Origin of the sequence: Methylosinus sp. LW3, from assembly GCF_000527115.1 — a bacterium.
Lineage (GTDB): Bacteria > Pseudomonadota > Alphaproteobacteria > Rhizobiales > Beijerinckiaceae > Methylosinus.
Genome location: NZ_AZUO01000001.1, coordinates 3,845,651 through 3,868,556 on the forward strand (window position 1 = coordinate 3,845,651; position 22,906 = coordinate 3,868,556).

Sequence of the window (22,906 nt, forward strand, 5' to 3'; positions counted from 1 at the left end):
CGGCGTCCTCTGTCGGTCGATAGGGAGAAAAGGCCGGATAGTCGTTTCGTCGGCCGAAAGCAACGGCGGGGCGGCCGGCTATTCCTCAAAGGCGGAGGGTGAGGCGCCTCACCCGCCGATCTCCTCCCGCTTGATCTCCAGCTCTAGCCAGCTTTCCTCGGCGGCGGCGAGTTCTTCCTCCACTTTCGCGAGGAGCTTGCCGGCTTCGGCGAATTTCGCCGGATCGCGCGCATAGAGGCCGGGATCGTCGAGAAACTTCTGCAGCTTCTCCCTCTTGCCGCGCAATTCCTCCATTTTCGCCGGCAGCGTCGTCAGCGCATGCTGCTCGGCGAAGGAGAGGCGCGGCTTGGCGGCGGATTTCGGCCTCGGCGCGCCGGCTGCTTTCGGCTTCTCCTCGCGCGGGGCCGCGGCGGCGCTTCTGGCCTGAACGCCCTCGCCGCGCTGCGTCACCATGTCGGAATAGCCGCCGGCATATTCGAGCCAGCGGCCATTGCCCTCCGACATCAGCACCGAAGTGGCGACGCGATCGAGAAAATCGCGATCATGGCTGACGACGATCAGCGTGCCCGGATAATCGGCGAGCATCTCCTCCAAGAGATCGAGCGTCTCGAGATCGAGATCATTGGTCGGCTCGTCCAGCACCAGAAGATTGGAAGGCTGCGCCAGCGCGCGGGCGAGCAGCAGCCGCCCGCGCTCGCCGCCCGAGAGCCGGCCGATCGGCGTCCGCGCCTGCTCCGGGCCGAACAAGAAGTCCCTCATATAGCCGATGATATGCTTGCGCTGGCCGTTGATCTCGACGAAATCCGAGCCGCCGCCGGTCAGCGCATCCTTCAATGTCGTCTGCGGATCGAGACTGGCGCGGCTCTGGTCCAGCGTCGCCATCTCGACCGAAGCGCCGATCCGCACATGGCCGCCGTCGGGCGCCAGCGTCCCCGTCACCAGCTTGACCAGCGTGGTCTTGCCGGCGCCATTGGCGCCCACGATGCCGAGCCGATCGCCGCGCATCACCCGCGTAGAGAAATTGTCGACGATCACGCGCTCGCCGAAAGACTTGGAAATTCCGCGCGCTTCGACGACCAGCGCGCCGGAGGCCTGGGCCTCGGCGACGTCGAGCTTGATATCGCCCACCGGCCCGACGTGCCGGCGCCGCGTCGCGCGCATCTCGTGGAGGTCCGACAACCGCTTCTGATTGCGCTTGCGCCGGCCGGTCACGCCATAGCGCACCCAATGCTCCTCGGCGACGATCTTGCGGTCGATCTTGTGCTGCTGCTTTTCCTCTTCCTCGAACTCGCGGTCGCGCCAGGCCTCGAAATCCTTGAAGCCGCGCGACAAATACCGCGTCCGCCCGCGGTCGAGCCAGACCGTGGAGCGCGTCAGATCCTGCAGGAAGCGGCGATCATGGCTGATGACGACGATCGCCGAGCGCAGCCCGGCGAGCCGCTCCTCGAGCCAGAGAATCGCCGGCAGATCGAGATGGTTGGTCGGCTCGTCCAGCAGCAGCACGTCCGGCTCCGGAGCGAGCGCGCGGGCGAGCGCCGCCCGCCTCCCCTCGCCGCCCGAGATGCTGCGCGGATTTTCCTCGCCGGTGAGGCCGAGCTCGAGCAGCAGCGCCTTGGCGATATAGGGATCGTCGGTCGGGCCGAGGCCGGCGACCACATAATCGAGCGTCGATTCGAATTTCGAGAGATCGGGCTCCTGCGGCAGATAGCGCAGGCTCGCGCCCGGCTGCAGGAAGCGGGCGCCGGAATCCGCCTCCACCTCGCCGGCGGCGATGCGCAGCAGGGTCGATTTGCCCGAGCCATTGCGGCCGACGAGGCACAGCCGCTCGCCGGGCGAGACGGAAAGATCGGCCGATTCGAAAAGCGGCTTGCCGCCGAGCGTCAGCCCGACATTCTGGAGCGTCAAAAGGGGTGGCGGGGCCATGGGGTCCGATGTGTCCGCGCCGGCGGGACGAGGCCGGCCCCGCGTCTTTTATCGCACTCGCCCCATAACGCCAGCCCGGCTCAATGGCTCTCCGCCAATGTCGAGGCCGCGCGCAGGAAGCGCGAGGGGTCGACCGGCTCGCCGTCCACCCGCACTTCATAGTGCAGATGCGGCCCGGTGGAGCGGCCCGTCGAGCCCAGCCGCCCGACCGTCTCGCCCGGAGCGACCTCCTGGCCGACGGAAACGGTGATGGCCGAGAGATGCGCATAGCGCGTGGCGAGGCCGGAGCCATGGTCGATCTCGACCATCTGCCCATAGCCGCCGCTCGGCCCGGCGTTGACGACGACGCCGCCCGCCGTGGCGCGCACGGGCGAGCCGTAATCATCGCGCAGATCGACGCCCGTATGCAGCGCCGCCCGTCCGAAGAAAGGATCGGTGCGATAGCCGAAGTTGGAGGTGGTTTCCGGCGCTCCGGCGAGCGGCTTGCGCAGCGGCACGCTGGGCAGCGCGCTGCGCAGCCCCTCGAGCGTGGTGGCGGCCGTCTCGGCGGCGCCGAGCTCGCGCTCGAAGAGATCGCTGCGCTCGGCCGGCACGAAAGGACCGCCGGCAAAGGTCTCGGCCTGCGCCTTGGAGGCGCGGCCCTTGGGAAGAAAGCGCTCGATCGGCAGGCCGGCGACATCGAAAGCGCGCCGTAGCCGCGCCGTAGCCGCCCGAATCGGCTCGACCAGCCGACCGAGCCGTTGGGTCTGCTCGCGCTCGGCCTGATTGAGCGAGGCCTCCAAATGCTCGAGGCGCGACTGCATCGGCAGGCCGGCTTCCGCCGCGAGCCGGGGTGATTCGCTCGGGGGCGAAAGCTGGGCGGAGGCGCCGCTGCGCTCGGCCGCCGGCTTGGCCGGCGCGTCCTCCTCGCGTCGCAGCCGCAGCTCGAGACCCTCCGGCTGCGGCTTGTCGAAACCAGCGAAAGGCTCCGGCCGCTCCTCGGGCGCGGGCGCATAGGCGCTGGCGCCGGAGGGCAGTCCCACAGCCGGCGCGGCGACAGGAGGCGCGCGCCTTTGCGCGGTCACAGGAGGAGACGCGACGTCCTTGGAGGCGACGCCTTCGACGAGCCGCGCCACCAGCGCCGCCCGCGTCTCCAGCTTGGCCTGGCGGGCGACCAAAGTCTGCACCTTGCTCTCGACATCGCCCTGAGCGAGGAACTGCCGGCTCGTCGCCTGATCGAGCCGCAGCCGCATCGCGGCCAGGCGATCCTCATAGACGTAACGCATCTGCGTCTGGCGATCGACCAGCTCGGCGAGCATGTCGTCGCGAAAAGCGAGATAAGCGGCCGCGCAAGGGGCGAGCAGCCCCGCCCCGAGCAGAACGAGACCCGCCACGACGAGCGTCGGGGTCGACAGCTCCAGCCGCCGCCGCCGCGCGGCGAGCGAGAATTCGACGACGAAGGGAAGCCGCTTTTGACGCGGTCTGTGATCGTTGGCTTTCGGCATGCGCATGTTCCAGAGGGCCGCCCCGGCGCGCGAGCCGCGAGCGCGCGAAAGGGAGGCCGGCGGCCTGTTACACCTCATTAAGGTTAACGATCGGCAAATCTGCGCCGTCTGCCGATCGTTAACCTTCGCGCCTCGAGCGAGGCTGGGCGAAAGGATCGCGTTTCGAGCCTTGATCGCCGAGGCGAACGCGTGCTATTGGGCGCTTCGCCGCGAGCGGGGCAAGTCCCCGCTTTCGCCTCCGGAGAGGTGGCTGAGTGGTTGAAAGCACCGCACTCGAAATGCGGCATACGGGCAACCGTATCGGGGGTTCAAATCCCTCCCTCTCCGCCAATCTCTGGCTTTAAATGCGCGTTAACAGAGAATTGCTCAGAACTCGGGGCTTTGCCACCGTCCGCTTCTCTACAGCGGCGCCATAGAATGGCGCCCAGAATGATGGCGTCGAGGTCGGGTGCGGGCACGTATCGGAGCGGTGATAAGGGCGCGGAGCAGGCTGCCGGCGGGGGGCGGCGGCAAGCGGTTGAAACCGGCTCGCTTCGCCGAAACCGCAAAGAATCTTTGATGTATATCTCAACTGTATCGCGCGCGCCCATAAGTTTTTGAAGTCGTTGAATGCGCACGAGAGAATCTCTGCGTTCAATCCTCTCTTGCGCCGCCATTTCGACGCTCGGCCATGCCGAAGAGCGTCGATCCACATGCGCAATCCCTAGCGAAGCGCCGCTTGCGCGAGATAGGCTTTCCAGCTCGCTGGGGTGACGACCTCTTCATAACGGCGCGCCTGGCCGGGATCCATGAATTCGATCATGAAGCAGCCGTCGACCCAGACTTCGACGAGCTGAAACAACCCATTGCCGCGGTCGCAACGACGCGCCGGCCAGCCTGCCGCCTGCGCGATGGCGAGGACCTCCTCGGCCGATTTCGCCACCGCAATCGCCAAATGCACCTCGGAAAGCCGGCTCGAGACAGAGGACGGACGCCAGTTTCCCTGCTCGTCGTCAAAGTGGAGCGTGCGGCCGCGCGGCACGATCTCGAGCTCGATCGCGCCGTCTTTCGACCACGCCATGAAGGCGTCGGCGCCGGCGGGCGGAAAGGGCAGAGCCTCGCCGCCCATGATGTCGGCGAGGACCTCGGCGGCGGTCTTGGGATCATCGGCCGGAATGCTGGCGTGAACGAGCTTCATGTCTCACTCCTCTCTTCTTCGATTGGAAACGGCGCATCGTCGGACGGACCGCGTCGACCGAGCAGCACGGCCAGCGCCTCGCCGGCCGCGCGTCCGGCCTCGACGCCGTCGAGCCCCCAAAAATCCCTGAGCGCCGCCCAGGCATAGGCGCTGTCGATCAGCTGCGCCACGGCGGCGCGGCGGCGCATCGCCTGCGGCTCCATCCCGGGAAGAGCGTCGGCGACGCAGGCGAGCATCGCTTCCTGCCGCTCCGCGTTGGAGCGCAGGCGGACCTCGAGGCCCGCCTCGGAAAAGGCGGAAGCGCGCACCAGCTGCGCGTTTTCGTCGAAGCGTGGAAACAAGCGGCCGGGCGTCGCGACCAGATCGTCCGCGGTTCGCGGAAAGCCCTTCGACAACACCCGCTGCTGCAGCCGCGGCCACACCGCCTCGATCAGATCATCGCGCGTCTTGAAGTGGCGGTAGACGGTGCGGTGGGTCACCCCGGCGCCTGCGGCGACGGCGGCGATGGTCACCGGCTCCGCGCCAGTCTTCGCCATCAGCTCGATCGCCGCGTCGAGAATGCGCTCTCGCGTCATCGCCTTATAGGCGTCGCGAACGGGAGTCATAGCTTGTGCTGTCATGTCATACTGTGTGACACATCAGTCGCCGCCAGTCAATCCCGGCGCGCGACGCCGGCGGCGCCCGTCTCTCGACAGCGCGCCTACTCGCCTTCCGACGGAGTTCGGAGGCCCAAGATGACCCGGGAAGAATTCGAAGCTCCGCTCGGGGCCGCGACGCCACCGGCCCTCGACCCCGCGCCTACCCCAAGAATCCCGTGCACAAATCATGGGAGGCGCTGGCCGCCGAGAGCTGGAGCAGCTTTACAGGCGTGCTATACAAGCCCCTAGGACGGCGTGCGTAAGTATTTTATATTATTTGCATAGCGCAATGCGCGATATCGCGTCTATCGTGAAAGAAGGGTTCGCATTTCCCGCTTCGACGCGCCCAGAAATTCAGCGCCGCTGGCGGTCCGGCCTCTGAAAATGGAACGCCCATGCTTCATTCGTCGATTCGCGCGCTCGCTGTCGCTCTTCTCTTCTGCCTCTCTTGCGGCGTCGCCGCGGCGCGTGCGCCGCTGGTGCTGTTCACGGATTTCGGAACGGCGGACGGCGCCGTCGCCGCGATGAAAGGCGTCGCCTATTCCATCTCGCAGGATCTTCTGGTCGCCGATCTCAGCCATGAGGATCCTGGAAGCGTATTCGCCGGCGCCTATCGTCTCTATCAGGCGGAGCCCTATTGGCCGAAAGGCTCCGTGTTCGTCGCCGTCGTCGATCCCGGCGTCGGAACGGGACGGCTGGCCATTGCGCTCGAGACGCTGAGCGGCCGCTTTTTCCTCGCGCCCAACAATGGGCTGCTGACATTGGTCGCCGAGCGCGAGGGCGTGAAGGAAGTGCGCGAGATCGACGAGAGCGTGAACCGCAGGCCCGGCTCCGAGCAATCCCACACATTTCACGGCCGCGATATTTTCGCCTATGCCGGCGCGCGTCTGGCGGCGGGCGCGCAGAGCTTCGAGCAGATCGGGCGCAAGCTGCCGCCGGAAGCGCTGGTCACGATTTCCTATCGCGCGGCGGAACGCAAAGGCGATGCGGTCAGCGGAATCATTCCCGTGCTCGACGCGCATTTCGGCAATGTATGGTCGAACATTCCGAAAACCCTGTTCGACGAATTGAAAATCTCGCTGGGTGAGACGGTGCGTCTGCGCATTCGCCATGGCGATCGGCTCGTCGCCGATCTCGACGCGCCCTATGAGCGCACATTCGGCGACGTTCCGCAGGGACGCCCGCTCGTTTACGTCAACAGCCTCTTCGACATGGCCGTCGCGCTCAATCTCGGCGATTTCGCCAAGAGCTATGGCGTCGACTCCGGCCTCGACTGGACGATCGAGCTTTCGCGCGCCGAGCTCGCACAAGCGCCCCGAGACGCAGCTGTTGTCAACAGGCGCAGCCCGTAACGCCGCCGGCGCATGATTGCGCGCCTTCGGTGGCGTAGCCGTCGCGCTTCCACCAGTCGAGACCGCCGATCAGCTCTTTGACGCGAAACCCCAGTCGGGCGAGATTCAAAGCGCCTTTGGTGGATGCGTTGCAGCCGACGCCGTCGCAATAGGTCACATAGAGGATATCGCGACGAAGATGCATCGTCGTCTCCGCGGTCATCGTCCGATGCGGAAAGCCGATGGCGCCGGGAATGTGCTCTTTTTCATAGGCCTCGGGCGAGCGCGCGTCGATGATGACGACCTCCTCCTCACATGCGCGAAGGTCCCAGGAGTCGATCTCATATTCGAGCTTTGCCGCATAATGGGCGATCCGCGCCGCGTCGATTTTCGATTCCTCGGCCATTCGAGTCGCTTCTCTGCTCTGGTGACGGCAATTCATTTTCGATCGAGGAAAATTCGTATCGCCGAAGGGGCGGGGCTCTCACCCCGCCCGCTCGATCGCCTCTTCCAGCGAGTCGCCGGCGCCGACCTGCGTGTCGAACAGGCGCCGATAGACGCCGCCCGAAAGGCGCAGCAGCTCCTCATGTGAGCCGTCCTCGACGATGCGGCCATGGTCGAACACCAATATGCGGTCGAGCCGCTGCACCGTCGATAGGCGATGCGCGACGACGATCGTCGTGCGTCCCGCCGACAATTGCTCGATCGCCGCGCGAATATGGAATTCGGACACGGAATCGAGCGAGGAGGTCGCCTCGTCCAGCACCAATATGGGCGTCGCCGCGAGAATGGCGCGCGCGATCGCCACACGCTGGCGCTCGCCGCCCGAGAGCTTCACGCCGCGCTCGCCCACCAGAGTCTCATAAGCGTCGGGCAGACGCTCGATGAAAATATCCGCATGGGCGAGACGCGCCGCTTCCGCGACCTCATATTGCGCCGCATCGGGTCTGCCATAGGCGATATTCTCGCCGAGCGGCCGATGGAACAGGATCGGCTCCTGCGCGACGATGCCGATCGCCTCCCGCAGCGAGGCTTGAGTGGCGAAGGCTATGTCCTGTCCGTCGATGAGAATGCGGCCCGCATCGAGATCGAACTGGCGCTGCAGCAGCTTGACGAAGGTCGTCTTGCCGGCGCCCGAGGCGCCGACGAGGCCGACGCGCTGGCCCGGACGGATCGTCAGCGAGAAATTCTCATAGAGATTCCTGCGCGCATTCGGATAGCCGAAGGTCACATTGTCGAAGACGATCTCGCCGCGCTTCACCACCAGCGGCGTCGCGCCCTGCGCATCGACCACATCGGGCTCCTGCGCGTCGAACGCGACGACATCCTCCATCTCATTGACGGCGCGCTGCAGATTGCGGACGTGCTCGCCAATGTCGCGCAAATAGCCGTTGATGAGCCCCTGTATGCCGATGAGGCTCACCACATCGCCCGTCGTCATGCCGCCCTGCGACCACAGCATCAGCCCGCAGCCGAGCAAGGTCGCCTGCATGGCGATCATCACCACGGCCTGCAGCAGCCCGACCGTCGTGCCGCGATACCAGGAGATCAGCGTGCGCTTGCGCCATTCGGCGACCAGCGCCGTGAAGCTCGCATCCTCGCGCGTCTCGGCGGCGAAGCCTTTGACGATCTGATTGCCGGTGATCGAATCGGCGAGCCGCGCGCTCACAGCGGAATCGAGCGCCTGCGACACTTGCGCCGCAGGGCTGATCCAGCCGAGCGAGAGGCCGATTCCTATCGCCAGAAACAGCGATATGCCGATCGCCACGACGAGGCCGAGCAGCGGCCAGCGCCAGGACAGGAGGCAGGTGATCGCCACGATCACCGTCGCCGCCGGCAACATGCCGAAGATCAGCGTGTCGCTGAGCGAATCGAAGGCCCAGACGCCGCGCGTGATCTTGCGCACCGTCGCGCCGGCGAAGGCGTTGGCGTGCCAATCGGCCGAGAAGCGCTGCACGCGCGCAAAAGCGTCGCGCACCAGCGCCGCCATGGCGTGAGCGGCGACATGGCAGACGGAGAAGGCGACGAAATTGCGCAGGCAATGAAACAGCAGCACCGTGCCGAGAAACACGGCGAGCGCCGAAAGCGCCGGAGCGAGCTCGCGGCTCTCGCCGGCGACGACATCGGCGAGATGGCCGGAGGCGACGGGCACGAAGACATCGACGACATTGGAGATGAGGCGAGCGACGAGCATCGCCGCGAGCAGGCGCGGCGAGAGAAGCCAATAGCGGAGCGCGAAGCGCAGCGTGGTCAAATAGGCGGACATGAATCCTGCGGGACGCGAGATGTCCCGATCCCTTTTTCGTGAATGGGCGCGAGGCGACGCGAGACGAGGCTGCGTCGCGGCTGTTTCCGGAATGTCTTTCGTGAGAAAGTCGTCAGCGCCGACAGGATCGGCGGAGCGACATGCGCGAGAGAGCAGCCCGGTATTTTCGAACCGGGCTCATTGCCTGAACTCTCTAGGCGCGGCCCGGGGAACGATGAGACATGACGAATTTCATCATGGCGACTCCCCGATAGAGATGACGAGCGTCGCTGATGCGACGCGCCATATTGCAGTGCAATATGGCGAGATTCATGCGCCCAAAGCTCCGCTCTGTCAACCGCGCCGCCGGAGCTCGGCGCATCAGAGGGTAGGACGATAATCCTCAACGCCCCAATGCAGCAAATGGCGCGCGCGCTCCGGCCCCTGCGCCTCACTGGCCAATCCATAGTGCAGAGCGAGCCGCTCGAGCGCGATTTTCAGCACCACTTTGGCGGAACGCTGCGGCCAGCCTCGCTCGCTCTCGATGAGCTCGAGGCCTTTCAAATAGCCGCAGACATCGGTAAGCAATCCGCCGAGCTCCGGCCCCACCGCATCGAAGGCGTGAGAGAGTCGCCGGCGCGCATCGATCGCCACATTGGCGATATCGGCGCCCGCGCCGCCGCCGCGCGCGGAGCCGATCGCCGCCTCCCAATCGGCGGTGACGCGCTGGAGAATAGCGGCCTGCGTCACATCGCGACGGAAGCGCTCGCCGGCCTCGATCTGCTCCGGCGCGAGAAAGGGACGGCCGTCGCGATCCTTGCGGCGCGCGAGCCAGGCGAGCGGGCTCTCGCCCTCATTGACCAGCGTCGGGCGCGCGCCCTTCTCCACCACGCGCGGCGCGAGCGCGCTGTGCTGCGCGAAAAAGGGGTTCGCCTCGGCCGGCGCCGCGAGGCGTCTCAGATGAGCGCGCCCCTCATCTGTCAGATGCAGACGGCGCGCCTCGCCGGCGCCGTCCCAGCGCGCCAATCCGCGCGCCGCCGCTATATCGGCGATGCTTTGGGCGAGACGCGCCCGCGCGACAGTGACGCCCTTGCGCGGCGCGGCGACGATGATCGACCGGGCGCCGAGCGGGTCGGCCATCGCCTGCGCGCCGGGCTCGCTCATCGCCTCCAGCAGACGGCGCAGCGCGCGCGCGTCGGTCTCGTCACTATGCCGCTGAGTGGTGCTCATGAATCGTCTCCCGTCGGATGCGAGGTGAAGGAAAAAGCGATTGTCTCGATGAGGCGCCGCTGCGCGCGCAGGGCTTGTTCCAGCGCGGCCACGGCGCGATCGAAATCCACTTCGTCGCGGCGATCCTCTATGCGCGCGCAGGCGTGACGAACGCTGGCGCGATCACGCGCAAAAGCGCGCCCGCAGGCCGAGAGGCTCGCGCCGAAAGCGACATGATCGAGATAGACGGCGAGATGGCGCGCGTCGGCGACATTGGCGCGCCCACGGCTTGCGCCGCGCAGAGCCTCCGGCGCGACGCCGCAGGCCGCGGAAGCCGCGGCGACGCAGAGCGCCGATGAAGGAAAATGAGCGTTTCGTCGGAGAGGCATTCTGTCTCGCCTGTGCGGGGCGTCAGCGGCGCTGAGCCGGCGACCTCTCTGACGCTATCATGAATTTAATCCTATACAACGGATAAAAAACTTATCCCCATCCCCCGCCCCTCGCCCATGCTTCGGCGCGGGAGGACCCTCATGCGAAATCCGCCATCACCCGATCGCCTGCGCGCCGCCGCGCGGGAAAGCCTGCAGAGCGCCCTGCGCGCAAAAGCCGACGCCTATCGCCGCGAGGAATTTCTGCGCTCGTTTCATCGCCTGTCGCGCAGCGTCATCGCCGCCGAAACGCCGCAGGCCGCCGCCGTGGTGCTGAAGGAGCTGGAGCGCGCGCTGCGGGCCGAACGCGCCCGCGCCGGCCATTGGACCTATGATCTCTCGCGCCATATCGCGCTTCTCGTGGCGCATCGCGCCGAGCAGGCGCGCGCGCTGCGTCTCGCCCGCGCGGCGCTAAGAGACGCTCGCGCGCATCCATGAGGCCGACCGAGCCGGCCCGCTCTTTGTCGGCCGCCGGGATTGAGCTAGAAAAGCCTTTCCATTGGTATTTGCGTTCGAAGCTCCATTCCCCGAGCGGGCATATCGAAAGACCGACCATGTTCTTGGAAAGGCTGCTCGCTCTGGCGACGGGCGCGATCGTCGCGCTCTGTCTCGGCCTCGGACTGGCGATGATGGCGCTAGGCCCCGGCCGCAAAATCGCCGAGCCGGCCCATATCGCTGAGCCGACTCATATCGCCGAGACCCGAGAGGCGCCGCTCGCCGAAGCCGCGTCGGAGCCCGCGCCCGAGCCGGCCGACCCGCGCCCTTCCGCCCGCGCCCCCCGCCTCGCCGCCCGCGAGCGCATAGAGCAGGCGATCGCCGCCACAGAGGAATACAGATCGTTTTTTCAGCGCATGCGCCAGGCCTTTCCGACCGATTACGCCGCCGCCATAGAGACTTTCGCGCAGGAGCGGAGCGTCGGCGCGGACACGGCGAGCGTCGATTTCTATCTCGCCGAATCCGTGCGCCGGCTGCGTCAGTCGCGCGGCGTGCTCGCCGCCAGGGCGGAGCCGCTGGTCCTCGCCCGCGTCTTCGATCTGCAGCTCGATGTGCTGCGCGCCATCTCCGCCGAGAACAAGAAGCTCTGCGCGGCCTTTCTCTATGGCGGCGTCGATCAGGATTTCCACAGCTTCGCGGCGCGGCGGCGCGCGCTGGTCGCGGAGATGGCGGTGGTCGGCCTCGAGGCCATCGCCAGCGGCCAAGCCAAGCAGCTGGAGCGCTCGGCGCCGAGCGAGGAGGATTTTCGCGCATTGGAGAAGGCGCTGGCTGCGCGGGGCCTGCGCAAGCCGGAGATCGACTCGCTGCTGGACGGCAAGACGCCCGATCCGCCCTTCGACGACAAGAAGACCTGCGCCCTCGGCCAAACCTATCTCGAGGCGCTGCGCGCTCTGCCCGAGCCGATCCGCCTGCGCATCTACGGCCTCGCCGTGGAGCTGATGGCGCGCTCCTGATCTTACCGCGCGCGATCTCCGTTCTCGACGGCCTCGCAGACGAGCGGCCGCCGCCACGCCCCATAGCGCCAGGGCGCGAGCGAATGCGCCGCCGCCGGCGCCGACAGCGGAACCGGATCATAGCCATCGCCGCCGCCCGGCCGGCAGCGGCACAGACGCGCAAAGCCCATCCAGCCGCCGGCCCACAGGCCGTGGCGACGGATCGCCTCATCCGCATATTCGGAACAGCTCGGCAAATAGCGGCACTCGCGCCCGATAAAGGCCGAGAGGCTGAGCCGATAGAGCAGGATGAGCGCGCGAGCGGCCCGCGCGGGAAGCGATCCGAGCATGCCCCATCCTATCACGGCAAGCATTGCGCGACAGAATCGATCGCGGCGAGCCCGACGCGGCTGGACTAAAAGCCACGCGCCTCCTAAGCCGAGGCGGTCTCCGCGAGCGACAATTCCCCGGACGACGGCTTGACACTTTTGAGGAGGGTCGACTATATCCGCCGACGCTCGTCCGAGAGGACGCGGGGCGGAGTAGCTCAGTCGGCTAGAGCAGAGGAATCATAATCCTTGTGTCGGGGGTTCGAATCCCTCCTCCGCTACCACCGATCCCCCCGACGCCGCGATCCGCATGTTGGGGTAGACGTTGGGGGCGCCCATCAGCAAAGCTAGGCGACCCTGTAGCTCGATTTTGAGCCCCTCCTCGGAGGGCCTGACGATCACCTTCGCCACCAGCTCACGGATTTTTTCTGCCGCCTCCTCGTTGTCCGGGGTCACGCCACGGCCGAAAACGTCGCCCAGCTGCCCGACCAGTTCCTCGTAATGCCGTAGCGCGGCCGGGTGCAGGCCAACTATCTTGTCCGGCTCCGGCTGTGTCTCGAGTTCGGCGATCAGCGCGAGCTTTTGCGCCTGAGCCTCCTTCATCCTGGGCCCGAGGACATCGACCGGCACTCGCTCGGTCTCATAGTCCGACCACATCCTGTCGAGAGAACGCTGCACCTCGGCCAGCCTCTTCTCCAGCTTGCCGCGCTGCCGGACTTTGTCCGCCGCCAGTCGTTCGCGCTCTTCTTGGTAGGTGCGCACGAACTCCTTCAGCAGCTTCGGCACCTTGAGATGCTGTTGCAGACCGGCGAGGACGGCTTTTTCGATCTCGTCGAGATAGAAAATCTTCCGGTTCGTGCAGGTTCCTGCCTCCCGCATCGTCGAACAATGGACCCTGACCCGCCCATGATCGCGATCTTTCATCGATAGTCCGCCGCCACAGCACCCGCATTTCAAAAGACCGGAAAGCAGAAACTTGGCCTTTCGCTGCTTTTGAGGCGCCTCGAAGGTCCGCTCGGCCTTCCGCTGCTGCGCCGCCTCGAACAAATCCTTGGCGACGATCGCCAAGTGCGGCGCATCTGAACGCTTCCACTCCTCCTGGGGGTTCGAGCGTGAAACGCGTCGACCGGTATCCGGATCCTTGATCATCCGCACACGGTTCCACACGACGACGCCCGCGTAGAGCTCGTTGAGAATGATTCCGTGATGCCGCTTCTTGTTCCCGTTGATCGTAGACGGCGTCCAATTGTCCCCGCGAGGCGGTTTCGCGCCTTCCTTGTTCAGCGCGTGGGCGATCTCCCGTGGGGTCTTTCCGCGCACATAATCCTGGAAAATACGACGAACGACCGCGGCTTCGGATTCGACGATCTCCAATTCGCCCGGCTTGCCGGCCACAGGCCGATAGCCATAGGCCCGCCCACCGGCGTGGCGCCCGTCTCTCACGACGCCCTGCATTCCGCGTCGAACCTTATGAGCCAAGTCTGTCAAAAAAAGCGACCCGAGAAGTCCCCGCACGCCGATCTGAATCTGATCCGCGACTCCTTCGTGAACCGCGCGCAACTCAACTCCCAGGAAATTGAGCCGCTTCCAAATCCCTGCAAGATCTTCCTGGTCGCGCGAAATACGATCCAACGCTTCGATCAGAATGACATCGAACGCGTCGTCGCGAGCCGCGTCGAGAAGACGCATCAATCCGTCGCGGCCATACATCGAAGCGCCCGAACGCGCTCGATCGTCGTAAACGCCGACGATCTCCAGATCATTGCGTTCGGCGTAGGTTCTGCACACTGCCACTTGGTCTTCGATCGAGCGCTCGTGCTGTAGTTCCGTCGAAAAACGGGCGTAGATCGCTGCGCGTTTCATCGGCCTGCCTCCGCAATGAGGTCGCTTCGACCTCCCGGGCTTTCCGATGATCCTCCCGCGCCGCGCTTCGCGCAAGCGCTCGAATGATTTCGACCAGAGAAATTTGAATATCCGAATCGATTTCGACGCTTCCAGCCGACTGGCCGGAGCCTTTCAGCATCTTCGAACTATCCTTGCGCGTCTTGGATTTCGACATGGCGACGAGGATCATCGCAACGAAGATTTCGTGGGGGAAGCAGCCAAAGCCTATGGTCGTGAAATCGGCGGCGGCGTCGCGCAATTAGGACGGGCAATTGAGCCTCCTGGACCTGGGCTTTCGGAAACACCTGTGTAGTTTCCTGACAGTGGCTCGCCGCGTCGAATGCGTTCATATCGTCTGTCATAGATCCGCGGCGAACATGTGCGGCCGGCCGACGCTTGCCCTTGCCCCTCCGGCAATATATGACTACTGGTAGTCATATTTGGAGAGGACTATGAAGGAACTTCAGCTCAAGGACGCCAAGGCCACGCTTTCCGCGGCAGTCGATCGCGCAGTCGCGGGCGAGCCCACCGTGATTACCCGGTACGGCCGTAAGGAAGCCGTGCTCGTCTCATTCGAGGAATGGGAGCGCCTCGCCAAGGCGCCGAGCTTCGCCGACCTGCTGCTGGCATTCCCCGGCAAGCCGGGCGACGTCCCCGTGCGTCGCCGCAAGCCCGCGCGCGCCCTGCGCGGCGCCGCGCTCTGACCTTGTATCTGCTCGACACCAATATCGTGTCGGCGGATGCGCCGGCCAAGCGCCGCGTCGGCCCGGAAGCTTTCGCGGCTTGGGCGCGCGAGCGCTCCGAGAGCCTCTATCTCTCGACAGTGACCATCGCCGATATCGAAGCCGGCATCGCGCGCGCGGTCAGAATCGGCGCCACAACGAAGGCCGAGCGGTTACGCCGATGGCTGGCTGCATTGGAGCATTTCTACGCCGAGCGCATCTTGCCGTTCGGTATCGACGAAGCCCGCCAGGCAGGAGCGATCCTCGACCGGGCGCGGGCGCATGATCCCGGTTTCGAGGACATCGCCATTGCCGCCACGGCCGCGGTGCGCGGCTTTACCGTCCTCACGGCCAACGAACGCCACTTTGCGCCGCTCGGTGTCCCGTACGTTAATCCACTGAAGCAATTGCCTCGATGATCGAGACGGCGCGTTCGAGCTTGCATGCCCCCTCGTGAAGCGATGCCATCTAAGGCTTCCGGCTACCGGGCGCTGGGTGTTGCCAAAGCCGATCGGCAACTGCCGATGGCTGCTCGGTTGGGCTCCGATAACGCATCTCCTTAACGGAGACACCAAGGTGCCTGTGAAAGAGCGCTACATAGTCCAGGTCGTCCCGGAGGTCGGCGGGGACGTTGCCGATACGCTGTGCAACGTCGAGAACTGCACCACCCGTCGAAATCACAGGCAGCGGCGCGGCGTTCGGCTGCAACTGTTGAAGGAGATCAAACTCCTCGACGATACCACCCATCCCTCCGATGAATACGGCCGCAGTGAAGTTGAAATCCGAAAACATGCGTTCTCGCATCAGCCGCAGGCTCCGTTCGCGATCGCGCCCAGCATCGTCGGTGTAGGTAACGTTATCGAAGCGCTGATTGTCTTCAGGATATTCATCTTTGAAGTGCTTACTTTGGTAAAGCTTGACCCAGCTTCCATATTCGATACCGAGCCCTTCGGCGATGACCCAGATCATCGGCGTGATTGCAGGCTGCCCGCCCCATACGAGCAGACGTCGACCGAGCGTCACATGAACGAGCGCCGACACCGCAGCCGTGATTGCGACCGTATCTGCCGTCTTGGCGTATTGCGGGCCCCGTCTGGGGTCAGGCACGCCCGCAGACAGGAAGACAGCGTCGGTCACGCTTGCCCCTCCCATGCCGCAAGCGTCCACGCTGCCTCCGCGACCCGAATGGCACGAACCACACTGATGTTCTGGTCCAGCCATTTGAGGTGTGCAACCCACTGATCGCGGATTCCAATGTGGTCATACACGAGGATCGGCCTTTCGCGCTGATCTGCTTTCATGGCTTTCTCGGCAACGTCGTTGAATAGGTCTGCAGTCGGAATTCCGACGATAGGATAAGCCCAAAGCTTGCTATTGTCCGGTAACCGTAGTGAAATTGCGCGGTGTGCGCCAACACCCTCAACCGCACCGCCGATCCTCTCGACTTCCGCGCGGAGCTTGCCAGTGATTGACATATATCGGGCAGCGATACTGCGGCTTCGTAGGCTCTCAATAGCGAGGGCGATCTGGTCGGCAACGCAGTCCACGATTGGCCCGTCGCCACCACTCAGTTCCGCTCGATCCAAATAGATTGTCTCGGCAAAATCGGTGTGCTTGGTCGGAGTATGATCCGGCCAGACCACACGGAGCACATGGATCTCTTTCGCCCGCGCCCGGCCAAGCTCTTGACGCGTCCATTTGCTCTCGAAATAGGTGGGTGTGTCGAGCATGACCATAACATCGGAGTCGCAGAGCCGGTGCCACAGCACGTCCTGGAATGGGTCGCCCGGGTGAATGTCGTGCGTATCGAGGAAGACGTCGAAACCACGCCCGCTCAGTAAGTCGTGGAGTTGAACGGCCGCATTGCGAGACTCCACCCTTCGGTAGCTCACGAACACCCGGCGCTGGCGCCGGAGAAGGCCGACACATTCCAGGAGTGCCACGGCCAGCTCCATCATCTCAGGATCATCGGCTCGGCGGCGAAGACCATTAGCTCCCTGGAGAAAGGTGGGTATCATGGCACCAAAATCGCCAGCCGCCGGTACCGTTGGGATCACCGGCAGGCTCGAAGCGTTGGCACGACGCGTCAGCTCCCGATCAGCTTGCACCGCGCCGCCGAAGTAGGCCGCCGCGGATGCGGCGTGCCCATCGCGCTCGTCAAAGGAGTTCCCGACCCGGATCATGACGTCACGACCGATCTCCAACTCGAAGTCGGCAATGAGCTTCGCTATAGCCGCCGCGAGTGTAACGCGGTCGGCATCCGTCACATCACCCAGCAAACCAATCTCATACGTGCTCACGTAGTTTCCTCAGTGCTAATTGCTGGCACGAATGCGGATTGCTTCTTCGATCCATGCTTCAATATTGTTTGTGATTGAGGCATAAACGGCTTTGCTATCGGCTCCGCTCGGGACCTTAAGCGGCGCGACCTCGGCAAGGGTCCGCGTGGTGCCGGTAAAGGTGACTTTCGAAAGCGGATTCATCCCAGCAGCGGATGGACGACTCTTGGTGTCGAGCAATTTGTCGATACGGATACCCAGGACCCCTCGTTTGTCGTTCCAGCCCTTCGAGATCTCGTGAATGATCCATGGCCGGTTTGCCGTCTCTGCGCCGACTAATACGACTACACAAGTCTTACCTTGCATCTGATCGCCGATCCACTTTTCGATTGATTCATCGCCCTTGCGCTTGACCTCCTCCCAATCATTCGCAGAGCAGAGCGCCTGACCTTCGAGGGAATTTATGTTGCGCACTTGTTGAGTGCGCCAGAAGTCGTTCGCAAAATGAAAGCTGAAAAAGACTCGTCTCGCCATCAGATGCTCCCATATTTGATGTCATCTTTATCGCGACCGAATTTCTGAGAGGTCGAGGCGCGTCCTGAACCAAAATTTTCTGACGCATTGCAGGGTCCGGGTTTGGTCCCCTATGCTAGAGCAACCGTCTGAGCGGGGGAACAGGGTCATAAAGCTCCTCGATTTGGCGCAAGAACTGGGTCTGTCCTCCGTAACTTGGGTGCCGGACACTGATCACTGGTGCGATATTTACGACGCGGCTGGCTGCGGCAGCCGCATCGTTCCCAATCGCGATGATACGTGTCGGCCTCAGCAATACGATAAGCGCTTGGAGGACATCCTCGCCAGCACGCCGCTCGCGAGCGTTATGCTGGCGATTCGAAAACGGATCATCCGCTTCGTGAGGGTGGAGCGGAAACACGTTCCACAGAAATATTCTGGAATCAATCTGATCTAGCATGCTCCAGATGACTGCAGCAGTCCTCTCGGCAACCGGCGCACCAATGGTAGGTCGCTGGCTTACAATATCCCAGCGCCTTGCATGTCGTTCGATATGGACATCATCAGTTAGCGCAAGTCCAGTTCGGCGTCCGCCGCGATACCCAAGATCTCGACCGACCCAGATCGCGTCGATTGGCTGTCGCGCCGCATTTTCCACCATCGCCGACAACACCGTTGCGCGACGGTTAGGCGCGTCAGGGAGATCATGAATTTCACAACGATCGACGTAAGGATTGAAGCAATCATCGAATCGCAAGGCAGCGACGGCATTCACGAAAGGGTGCAGTTTCATTCTATTGACTCAAGCGGCTCATAACGGATTGTGCGGCGTGCTCGATCGCCGACGACCCACCCGCCTTCGGCGGCACGGATTTGGCAGAAGACTGCATAGCCTTCGAGGATAGCCTGTTCCCAAAGCTTTAGTGGGCACTGTGATACCTCATAGCCGTCCACGAACTCACCGATGGTTTTGAGCATACCAAGGGAGACTCGGTCCTGTCCCTCGAAAAAGTTCAACTCCTTCGCTCGAGCGAAAATCCAGGCGGTCACGCCCTCCTCGACCACGATCGCGCGGCCGCCATCTTGTACCTCGTCGTAGTCAGGCTTGCTCTTGCGCTTATGTTTGATCAAGGCGCGCATGACAGGCGACCAGTGAAGGATCGCACAATATGCGAAGTGAAATACGTCGTGGAACCGATAGCCATCCGGATCCGCGATATTGTCTGTCAAAGGGTCACCAATGAAGACGCTGTTCCACTGCAGATAGCTCCTGCCGCTGCCCCGTTGGTTGATGCGGATTCTGAAGTTTCGTGGTAGCTGTTCTTCAACTCCGAATTCTGCATCGAAGTCGACCAGATCCTCTGGCCTTGGCGCGATGAACGCACCCCTGGCCTTCCGCAAATTACCCCGTGCAACATCAGCGAATACTAACTTGGTTGCGTGTAGCGCATCGAGATAATCTCTCGCGAATGACACGATCTTCGAACGATCTGGCATGATTTCCAGCAATGCTGCCGCCGAGCGCCCAAACCTGAAAAGTGTTGAATCGACCGTGTCCATCGACGTTGGCATTGCTACATGGGCGAATGCCCCTTCGACCATATCGCTTGCAGCACCGATTGTCTTGAAGCGCTCGCCACTCGCTGCCTCGGCAAAAAGTTCATCGAGCGGAATGTTCAGCCGCCTGCAAAGCGCGGCGAGATACCAGAGCGTGTCACCGAATTCTTCTTCAGCGGCCCGCTTAAATCCGGGATAGGCGGATTTCTCCCGAATATGCTTCTTCGCAGTCGACATGATACCGCCGACTTCACCATAAAGGCCTTGCAGGATCGGACTAACGTCTGACGGATCAAGCACATCCGTGTCGGCAATCTGGACGGCATAATCCGATAATAGAAATGAACCTGTGCTATGGGTGATTCGGTTAGCCACGGAGCGAAATCCATTCTTGCGGCGGCCCTTGATAGCCGCTCACCTCGAGGCCCCGCACCCATTGTTCCAGGGCTTCAACCAACTGCGGATCGTCGAAACAGGATCGACCAATGCCGCTCTTGCATAGAGGTCTGCCGTCCCGGTCCTGGAGATCATCGGGGAAGGCAGGGCCTGTGCCACCGAAGTAAATGAAATCATTGCTAGCCAGCACGCGGTTTACGCCCGTGTCTCGCGCCACATGCTGGGGGTGGAGGTGGCCATCTTCGTACGAATGGAATGAATCGCGCTGGCACCATTCGCCGTCAGGCGTGTTACGAAAATAGATGTTATCACCGCAGCTCTGCTTGCGGCTGCCCGAGCGAAAGGGCTTCTTCGCTTCAAAGCGTGCATCCTTGGAATAAGCATCGAATGTCGAGGTCTCGGTCACACGCATGGCGTAAACGAGATGCCATCCGCGCCTAATTCTACGGTCGTTGCTGGCGCTACCAACAACCCAATCGCCGACCTCGGCCCTGCGCCGTATGTCTGGCTTGCACGTCGCAAGTGTGCAGTAGCCATAGAAGGGGTTCGGTGCGAAACCGCTATCGTAGCGCACCACGTACGAGTAGATGCGAGCCATTAACAGGGATGGCGCTTCAGGGGCACCGGCGCGCAGGGACCGCCATCCGGCTTTTCCCAGCTGTCCTTGCCGTTGATCGCGTCGATGATCGCATCGCCGTTCCATCCGACCATGGCGTCGGCATACTCCTCCAATGCAGCAGGAAGATCGCACTCTTTCTCGCCATGCTCCCATACACCGATAATCCGCTTACCTTGCTTGGCGGCATACTCAATTTCCCAGTTGACCCACTCGCTGTCCTTTGTCTGCGGCGACACATAACAAATGAACGTGCCTGCCCAATTGATGGCAGGGGCCAGAATCTGAGTTTTGATGTAATTCGGGTCCGAGGCGTTGTTAAACTTACCGACGTGGATCGATGAGTCTCGGACATCCATCCCCTTCGGCGCGAGCAAATCTTTTAGCTTTTGTAAGCCCTGATCGTCCTTGTGGACGTGACTAATGAATACATTCTTAGTTTCCGTCATAGCTCCTCCGTCCATTTAGCGCAATGCATCGCTCCGCATCACACGGTCCGGCACCCTCGGCAATCGACAAGCTACTCTCGACTTATCAACCCCAATCGACTTCACGCCTCGCAAAAGCACCGTCCTTATGCTTTCGACCACAAGGTGGATGGAATCTTCCTTTTCAGCTTGCTGGTGCGTCGTCACTTGAAAAGCTCGGATGCGGCACCCGAGCGGACGGCTCAATCGACTCAACCTGAGCTGCATTTTTCATGAAATCATGTCTTCATGCAACCCCACGGGGTGAAGCGGTAAGGACTCGCATTTGAAGCCATTGCTGTCAAAAACCGCCGACAGAGGCCAGCGGAGCGCCCCATGCCTTCTGTCATCGTTAGCGCTTCTCCGGCGGTCGCTTGATCCATCCTTGTCGATGGGCCATGCTTCACTGTGATCCGCGTCATTGCTTGGATCGATTCTATCTTCGAGAAAGCCCCATGATTGCGAAGAAGCTGTCGAGCCTTTGGCTTTTCGTGGCGCTGACCTCCTGCGCGGCAGTCGATTTTAATCAGGCGCGACCGGGCCAATTCTCCGGAAGCGTCTTCGTTATGTGGGTAGGAGAAGGCGATGGGAGCGGCGACGGCAACTTCCTCTTCGTTCCCGATCCGCGCGACCGACTGACTTTTCGTCGCGCCGATCCCAAAGAATCGCGCTACATAGCGAAGATTGCACAAAGCACTCGGCTCGCTCGCGGGTCGTGACGGCCTATCCACAGAGCCGTGCTATCCCAAATGCCGTCGGACGCAGTGGAAGATGCGGCCGTGGTCGACGCCGCGTTGTCGTTAGCTGTCGGCGCGACAATTACGGTGCGGGCGGCCGTCGATGTTAGGCCCCTTTTCCTGCCAAAGAAATGGAACCAGCGCGTTTTCGCCGGCTATCGGTTCATCCCTCACATCCGGTCCGAGAGTGAGAGAGCGGCCCAGGCCGGCTGACGGGTCGAGGGCCGAGAGAGAGTCTCGCGGCGCCCGTCGCGGAGTCCTGGATCATGAACATCGAGATTTCCAAGCCTACGGCCGGTGTGGACGGCGCTTCTGAGTTCGGCGTCTCTTCTGGTTTCAAGGTCGATCTGTCTCGCGGCGAACGTGTGGGCCGGGTGTCGTCCGAATGGTTCTCGCGGCCGGACGACGAGCGATATCTGTCGCTGTCGGATCTCTTGATCGCCGTTCGCGGCCGCGCTGAGCACAGCCACGCCCGAACGGTGGAGAGCGCCGCGATCCGCGTGGAGGCGCGCCGCGCCGACGCCGAGCGCCTGACGCTCGTGCTGCCCGGATCGGCTGCGCTGGTGGCGCCGACACATTGGAGTTTTGGCCAGCTCTGTTCGCTGGTCGGCGCGCCCGCGGGGTATCTGCGCGAGCTGCCGGCGCCGCTCGCCGGCGTCAATCTCCAGCATGGCCTGCTCGCGCACCGCGCCGAACTGGTCAAGACGCTCGAAGCGGAGGACGGCAGGATCGAGCTTCGCGCGGTCACGGGCCCGGATTACGGCCGTATCTGGGATCACGAACTGGTCGCCGCGGTGATGAAAATCGCGGGAAACGGAACAGGCGACACGCGTTGGAAAGTGCCCGGCGTTCTCGACTGGGCGACCATGACCTATAATCCGTTCGTGGATGTCGCCAAGGAGACGACGACGCTCTATGCGAGCGATCGTGACGTGTTCCTCTTCCTCGTCGACGACACGCATCCGATCGAAGCCGGCCGTTTGCCGAACGGGGATCCGGATTTGTACTTTCGCGGCTTTTATTGCTGGAACAGCGAGGTCGGATCGAAAACGCTCGGCATTGCCTCCTTCTATCTTCGCGCGGTTTGCATGAATCGGAACCTTTGGGGTGTCGAAGGATTCGAGGAGATCAGCATCCGTCACAGCAAATTCGCGGCGCAGCGCTTCGCCCATGAGGCGGCGCCGGCGCTCGAGAATTTCGCGCGGTCGTCGCCGGCGCCTTTCATCGCGGGCGTGAAAGCGGCGCGCGAACGCATCGTCGCCCACAAGGACGACGAGAGGGAGACGTTCCTGCGTAAACGCGGCTTCAGCAAGGCGGAAACGGCCAAAGTGATCGCGGCCGTTCTCGAGGAGGAAGGGCGGCCGCCGGAGAGCATTTTCGATTTCGTGCAGGGGATCACGGCTGTCGCGCGTTCCAAGCCGCATCAGGACGCGCGGCTGGAGCTCGAAGGCCGCGCCAAGGCGCTACTCGCGCGCGCCGCCTGACGGCCAGATATCGCTGCGCCGGATACTTTCGGCGCTGCGCCTCGACGACATTGGTGGCGC

The 22,906-nt window shown here is 63.3% G+C and carries 24 protein-coding genes and 2 tRNA genes; 9 read left to right on the forward strand and 17 right to left on the reverse strand.

What is annotated here, in order from left to right; genetic code table 11:
- Nucleotides 1–108: 108 nt before the first annotated feature.
- Together METLW3_RS0119320 and METLW3_RS0119325 are read right to left on the reverse strand one after the other, a co-directional pair.
- Nucleotides 109–1,923: an ATP-binding cassette domain-containing protein gene (locus tag METLW3_RS0119320; RefSeq protein WP_024881464.1), complete on the reverse strand. Its 1,815-nt coding sequence runs from the start codon at nucleotides 1,921–1,923 to the stop codon at nucleotides 109–111.
- An 80-nt stretch (nucleotides 1,924–2,003) separates the two neighbouring features.
- Nucleotides 2,004–3,407: a M23 family metallopeptidase gene (locus METLW3_RS0119325; protein WP_024881465.1), complete on the reverse strand. Its 1,404-nt coding sequence runs from the start codon at nucleotides 3,405–3,407 to the stop codon at nucleotides 2,004–2,006.
- Nucleotides 3,408–3,647: 240 nt separating this feature from the next.
- Here METLW3_RS0119325 and METLW3_RS0119335 point away from each other — a divergent pair.
- Nucleotides 3,648–3,737: transfer RNA gene (locus tag METLW3_RS0119335), tRNA-Ser, on the forward strand.
- A 373-nt stretch (nucleotides 3,738–4,110) separates the two neighbouring features.
- Here the strand turns inward: METLW3_RS0119335 and METLW3_RS0119340 are convergent.
- Nucleotides 4,111–4,584 carry a hypothetical protein gene (locus METLW3_RS0119340; RefSeq protein WP_024881467.1) on the reverse strand — a complete coding sequence of 158 codons (474 nt, stop codon included), beginning with the start codon at nucleotides 4,582–4,584 and terminating at the stop codon, nucleotides 4,111–4,113.
- Entirely contained in the window at nucleotides 4,581–5,189 is a 609-nt protein-coding gene (locus tag METLW3_RS0119345; protein ID WP_245267420.1) for a TetR/AcrR family transcriptional regulator, read from the reverse strand. Before METLW3_RS0119345 ends, METLW3_RS0119340 begins: the two co-directional genes overlap by 4 nt.
- A 428-nt stretch (nucleotides 5,190–5,617) precedes the next feature.
- Between METLW3_RS0119345 and METLW3_RS0119350 the strand changes: the two genes are divergently transcribed.
- Nucleotides 5,618–6,574, forward strand: coding sequence for an S-adenosyl-l-methionine hydroxide adenosyltransferase family protein (locus tag METLW3_RS0119350; protein WP_051465465.1), 957 nt, complete (start codon nucleotides 5,618–5,620; stop codon nucleotides 6,572–6,574).
- Here METLW3_RS0119350 and METLW3_RS0119355 read toward each other — a convergent pair.
- The 4 genes from METLW3_RS0119355 to METLW3_RS0119375 form a co-directional block, all read right to left on the reverse strand.
- Complete coding sequence (locus METLW3_RS0119355) at nucleotides 6,555–6,959, reverse strand: rhodanese-like domain-containing protein (protein WP_036309047.1); 405 nt, start codon at nucleotides 6,957–6,959, stop codon at nucleotides 6,555–6,557. The two genes, METLW3_RS0119350 and METLW3_RS0119355, sit on opposite strands and share 20 nt — an antisense overlap.
- Before the next feature lie 78 nt (nucleotides 6,960–7,037).
- A complete protein-coding gene (locus METLW3_RS0119360; protein WP_024881471.1) occupies nucleotides 7,038–8,819 on the reverse strand; it encodes an ABC transporter ATP-binding protein in 1,782 nt (593 codons plus the stop codon).
- Between the two features lie 360 nt (nucleotides 8,820–9,179).
- Nucleotides 9,180–10,028, reverse strand: a complete 849-nt coding sequence (locus METLW3_RS0119370) for a DUF6456 domain-containing protein (RefSeq protein WP_024881472.1) — start codon at nucleotides 10,026–10,028, stop codon at nucleotides 9,180–9,182.
- On the reverse strand, nucleotides 10,025–10,396 hold the full coding sequence (locus tag METLW3_RS0119375) for a helix-turn-helix domain-containing protein (protein WP_024881473.1): 372 nt from the start codon (nucleotides 10,394–10,396) through the stop codon (nucleotides 10,025–10,027). Before METLW3_RS0119375 ends, METLW3_RS0119370 begins: the two co-directional genes overlap by 4 nt.
- Before the next feature lie 141 nt (nucleotides 10,397–10,537).
- On the opposite strand from METLW3_RS0119375, the gene METLW3_RS0119380 reads away from it, so the two are divergent.
- Together METLW3_RS0119380 and METLW3_RS0119385 are read left to right on the forward strand one after the other, a co-directional pair.
- Nucleotides 10,538–10,873 carry a hypothetical protein gene (locus METLW3_RS0119380; protein WP_024881474.1) on the forward strand — a complete coding sequence of 112 codons (336 nt, stop codon included), beginning with the start codon at nucleotides 10,538–10,540 and terminating at the stop codon, nucleotides 10,871–10,873.
- A 116-nt stretch (nucleotides 10,874–10,989) separates the two neighbouring features.
- Nucleotides 10,990–11,883, forward strand: coding sequence for a hypothetical protein (locus tag METLW3_RS0119385; RefSeq protein WP_024881475.1), 894 nt, complete (start codon nucleotides 10,990–10,992; stop codon nucleotides 11,881–11,883).
- 2 nt (nucleotides 11,884–11,885) lie between these two features.
- Here the strand turns inward: METLW3_RS0119385 and yidD are convergent, their stop codons facing one another.
- Entirely contained in the window at nucleotides 11,886–12,212 is a 327-nt protein-coding gene (gene yidD / locus METLW3_RS0119390) for a membrane protein insertion efficiency factor YidD (RefSeq protein WP_051465467.1), read from the reverse strand.
- A 186-nt stretch (nucleotides 12,213–12,398) separates the two neighbouring features.
- On the opposite strand from yidD, the gene METLW3_RS0119395 reads away from it, so the two are divergent.
- Nucleotides 12,399–12,475 (forward strand) — tRNA-Met (locus METLW3_RS0119395).
- Here the strand turns inward: METLW3_RS0119395 and METLW3_RS27650 are convergent.
- Nucleotides 12,432–14,054, reverse strand: a complete 1,623-nt coding sequence (locus METLW3_RS27650; RefSeq protein WP_084484901.1) for a recombinase family protein — start codon at nucleotides 14,052–14,054, stop codon at nucleotides 12,432–12,434. The genes METLW3_RS0119395 and METLW3_RS27650 overlap by 44 nt on opposite strands.
- Nucleotides 14,055–14,100: 46 nt before the next feature.
- Between METLW3_RS27650 and METLW3_RS0119415 the strand changes: the two genes are divergently transcribed.
- The 3 genes from METLW3_RS0119415 to METLW3_RS0119425 all read left to right on the forward strand — a co-directional run bounded on the left by METLW3_RS0119415 (nucleotide 14,101) and on the right by METLW3_RS0119425 (nucleotide 15,216).
- The gene (locus tag METLW3_RS0119415) at nucleotides 14,101–14,388 is read left to right on the forward strand and encodes a hypothetical protein (protein WP_024881479.1); all 288 of its coding nucleotides are present in this window, start codon (nucleotides 14,101–14,103) and stop codon (nucleotides 14,386–14,388) included.
- A 139-nt stretch (nucleotides 14,389–14,527) separates the two neighbouring features.
- Nucleotides 14,528–14,779 (forward strand): type II toxin-antitoxin system Phd/YefM family antitoxin, encoded by a 252-nt coding sequence (locus tag METLW3_RS0119420; RefSeq protein WP_024881480.1) that lies wholly within the window; start codon nucleotides 14,528–14,530, stop codon nucleotides 14,777–14,779.
- Nucleotides 14,780–14,781: 2 nt separating this feature from the next.
- Nucleotides 14,782–15,216, forward strand: coding sequence for a type II toxin-antitoxin system VapC family toxin (locus tag METLW3_RS0119425; protein ID WP_024881481.1), 435 nt, complete (start codon nucleotides 14,782–14,784; stop codon nucleotides 15,214–15,216).
- Between the two features lie 49 nt (nucleotides 15,217–15,265).
- On the opposite strand, the gene METLW3_RS0119430 is transcribed toward METLW3_RS0119425, so the two are convergent.
- The 7 genes from METLW3_RS0119430 to METLW3_RS0119465 form a co-directional block, all read right to left on the reverse strand.
- Nucleotides 15,266–15,934 carry a hypothetical protein gene (locus METLW3_RS0119430; protein ID WP_024881482.1) on the reverse strand — a complete coding sequence of 223 codons (669 nt, stop codon included), beginning with the start codon at nucleotides 15,932–15,934 and terminating at the stop codon, nucleotides 15,266–15,268.
- Nucleotides 15,931–17,097 (reverse strand): toll/interleukin-1 receptor domain-containing protein, encoded by a 1,167-nt coding sequence (locus tag METLW3_RS0119435; RefSeq protein ID WP_024881483.1) that lies wholly within the window; start codon nucleotides 17,095–17,097, stop codon nucleotides 15,931–15,933. The genes METLW3_RS0119430 and METLW3_RS0119435 overlap by 4 nt, the downstream gene beginning before the upstream one ends.
- A gap of 15 nt (nucleotides 17,098–17,112) precedes the next feature.
- Nucleotides 17,113–17,610 carry a TIR domain-containing protein gene (locus METLW3_RS0119440; RefSeq protein ID WP_024881484.1) on the reverse strand — a complete coding sequence of 166 codons (498 nt, stop codon included), beginning with the start codon at nucleotides 17,608–17,610 and terminating at the stop codon, nucleotides 17,113–17,115.
- Between the two features lie 115 nt (nucleotides 17,611–17,725).
- The gene (locus tag METLW3_RS27655) at nucleotides 17,726–18,382 is read right to left on the reverse strand and encodes a uracil-DNA glycosylase (protein ID WP_084484863.1); all 657 of its coding nucleotides are present in this window, start codon (nucleotides 18,380–18,382) and stop codon (nucleotides 17,726–17,728) included.
- The gene (locus METLW3_RS0119455; protein WP_024881487.1) at nucleotides 18,379–19,521 is read right to left on the reverse strand and encodes a nucleoside triphosphate pyrophosphohydrolase family protein; all 1,143 of its coding nucleotides are present in this window, start codon (nucleotides 19,519–19,521) and stop codon (nucleotides 18,379–18,381) included. The genes METLW3_RS27655 and METLW3_RS0119455 overlap by 4 nt, the downstream gene beginning before the upstream one ends.
- Nucleotides 19,514–20,245: a hypothetical protein gene (locus METLW3_RS0119460; RefSeq protein ID WP_348625822.1), complete on the reverse strand. Its 732-nt coding sequence runs from the start codon at nucleotides 20,243–20,245 to the stop codon at nucleotides 19,514–19,516. The genes METLW3_RS0119455 and METLW3_RS0119460 overlap by 8 nt, the downstream gene beginning before the upstream one ends.
- A complete protein-coding gene (locus METLW3_RS0119465; protein WP_024881489.1) occupies nucleotides 20,140–20,607 on the reverse strand; it encodes a TIR domain-containing protein in 468 nt (155 codons plus the stop codon). Before METLW3_RS0119465 ends, METLW3_RS0119460 begins: the two co-directional genes overlap by 106 nt.
- Before the next feature lie 1,021 nt (nucleotides 20,608–21,628).
- Here METLW3_RS0119465 and METLW3_RS0119480 point away from each other — a divergent pair.
- Nucleotides 21,629–22,846: a hypothetical protein gene (locus METLW3_RS0119480; protein ID WP_024881492.1), complete on the forward strand. Its 1,218-nt coding sequence runs from the start codon at nucleotides 21,629–21,631 to the stop codon at nucleotides 22,844–22,846.
- Nucleotides 22,847–22,906: the final 60 nt, after the last annotated feature.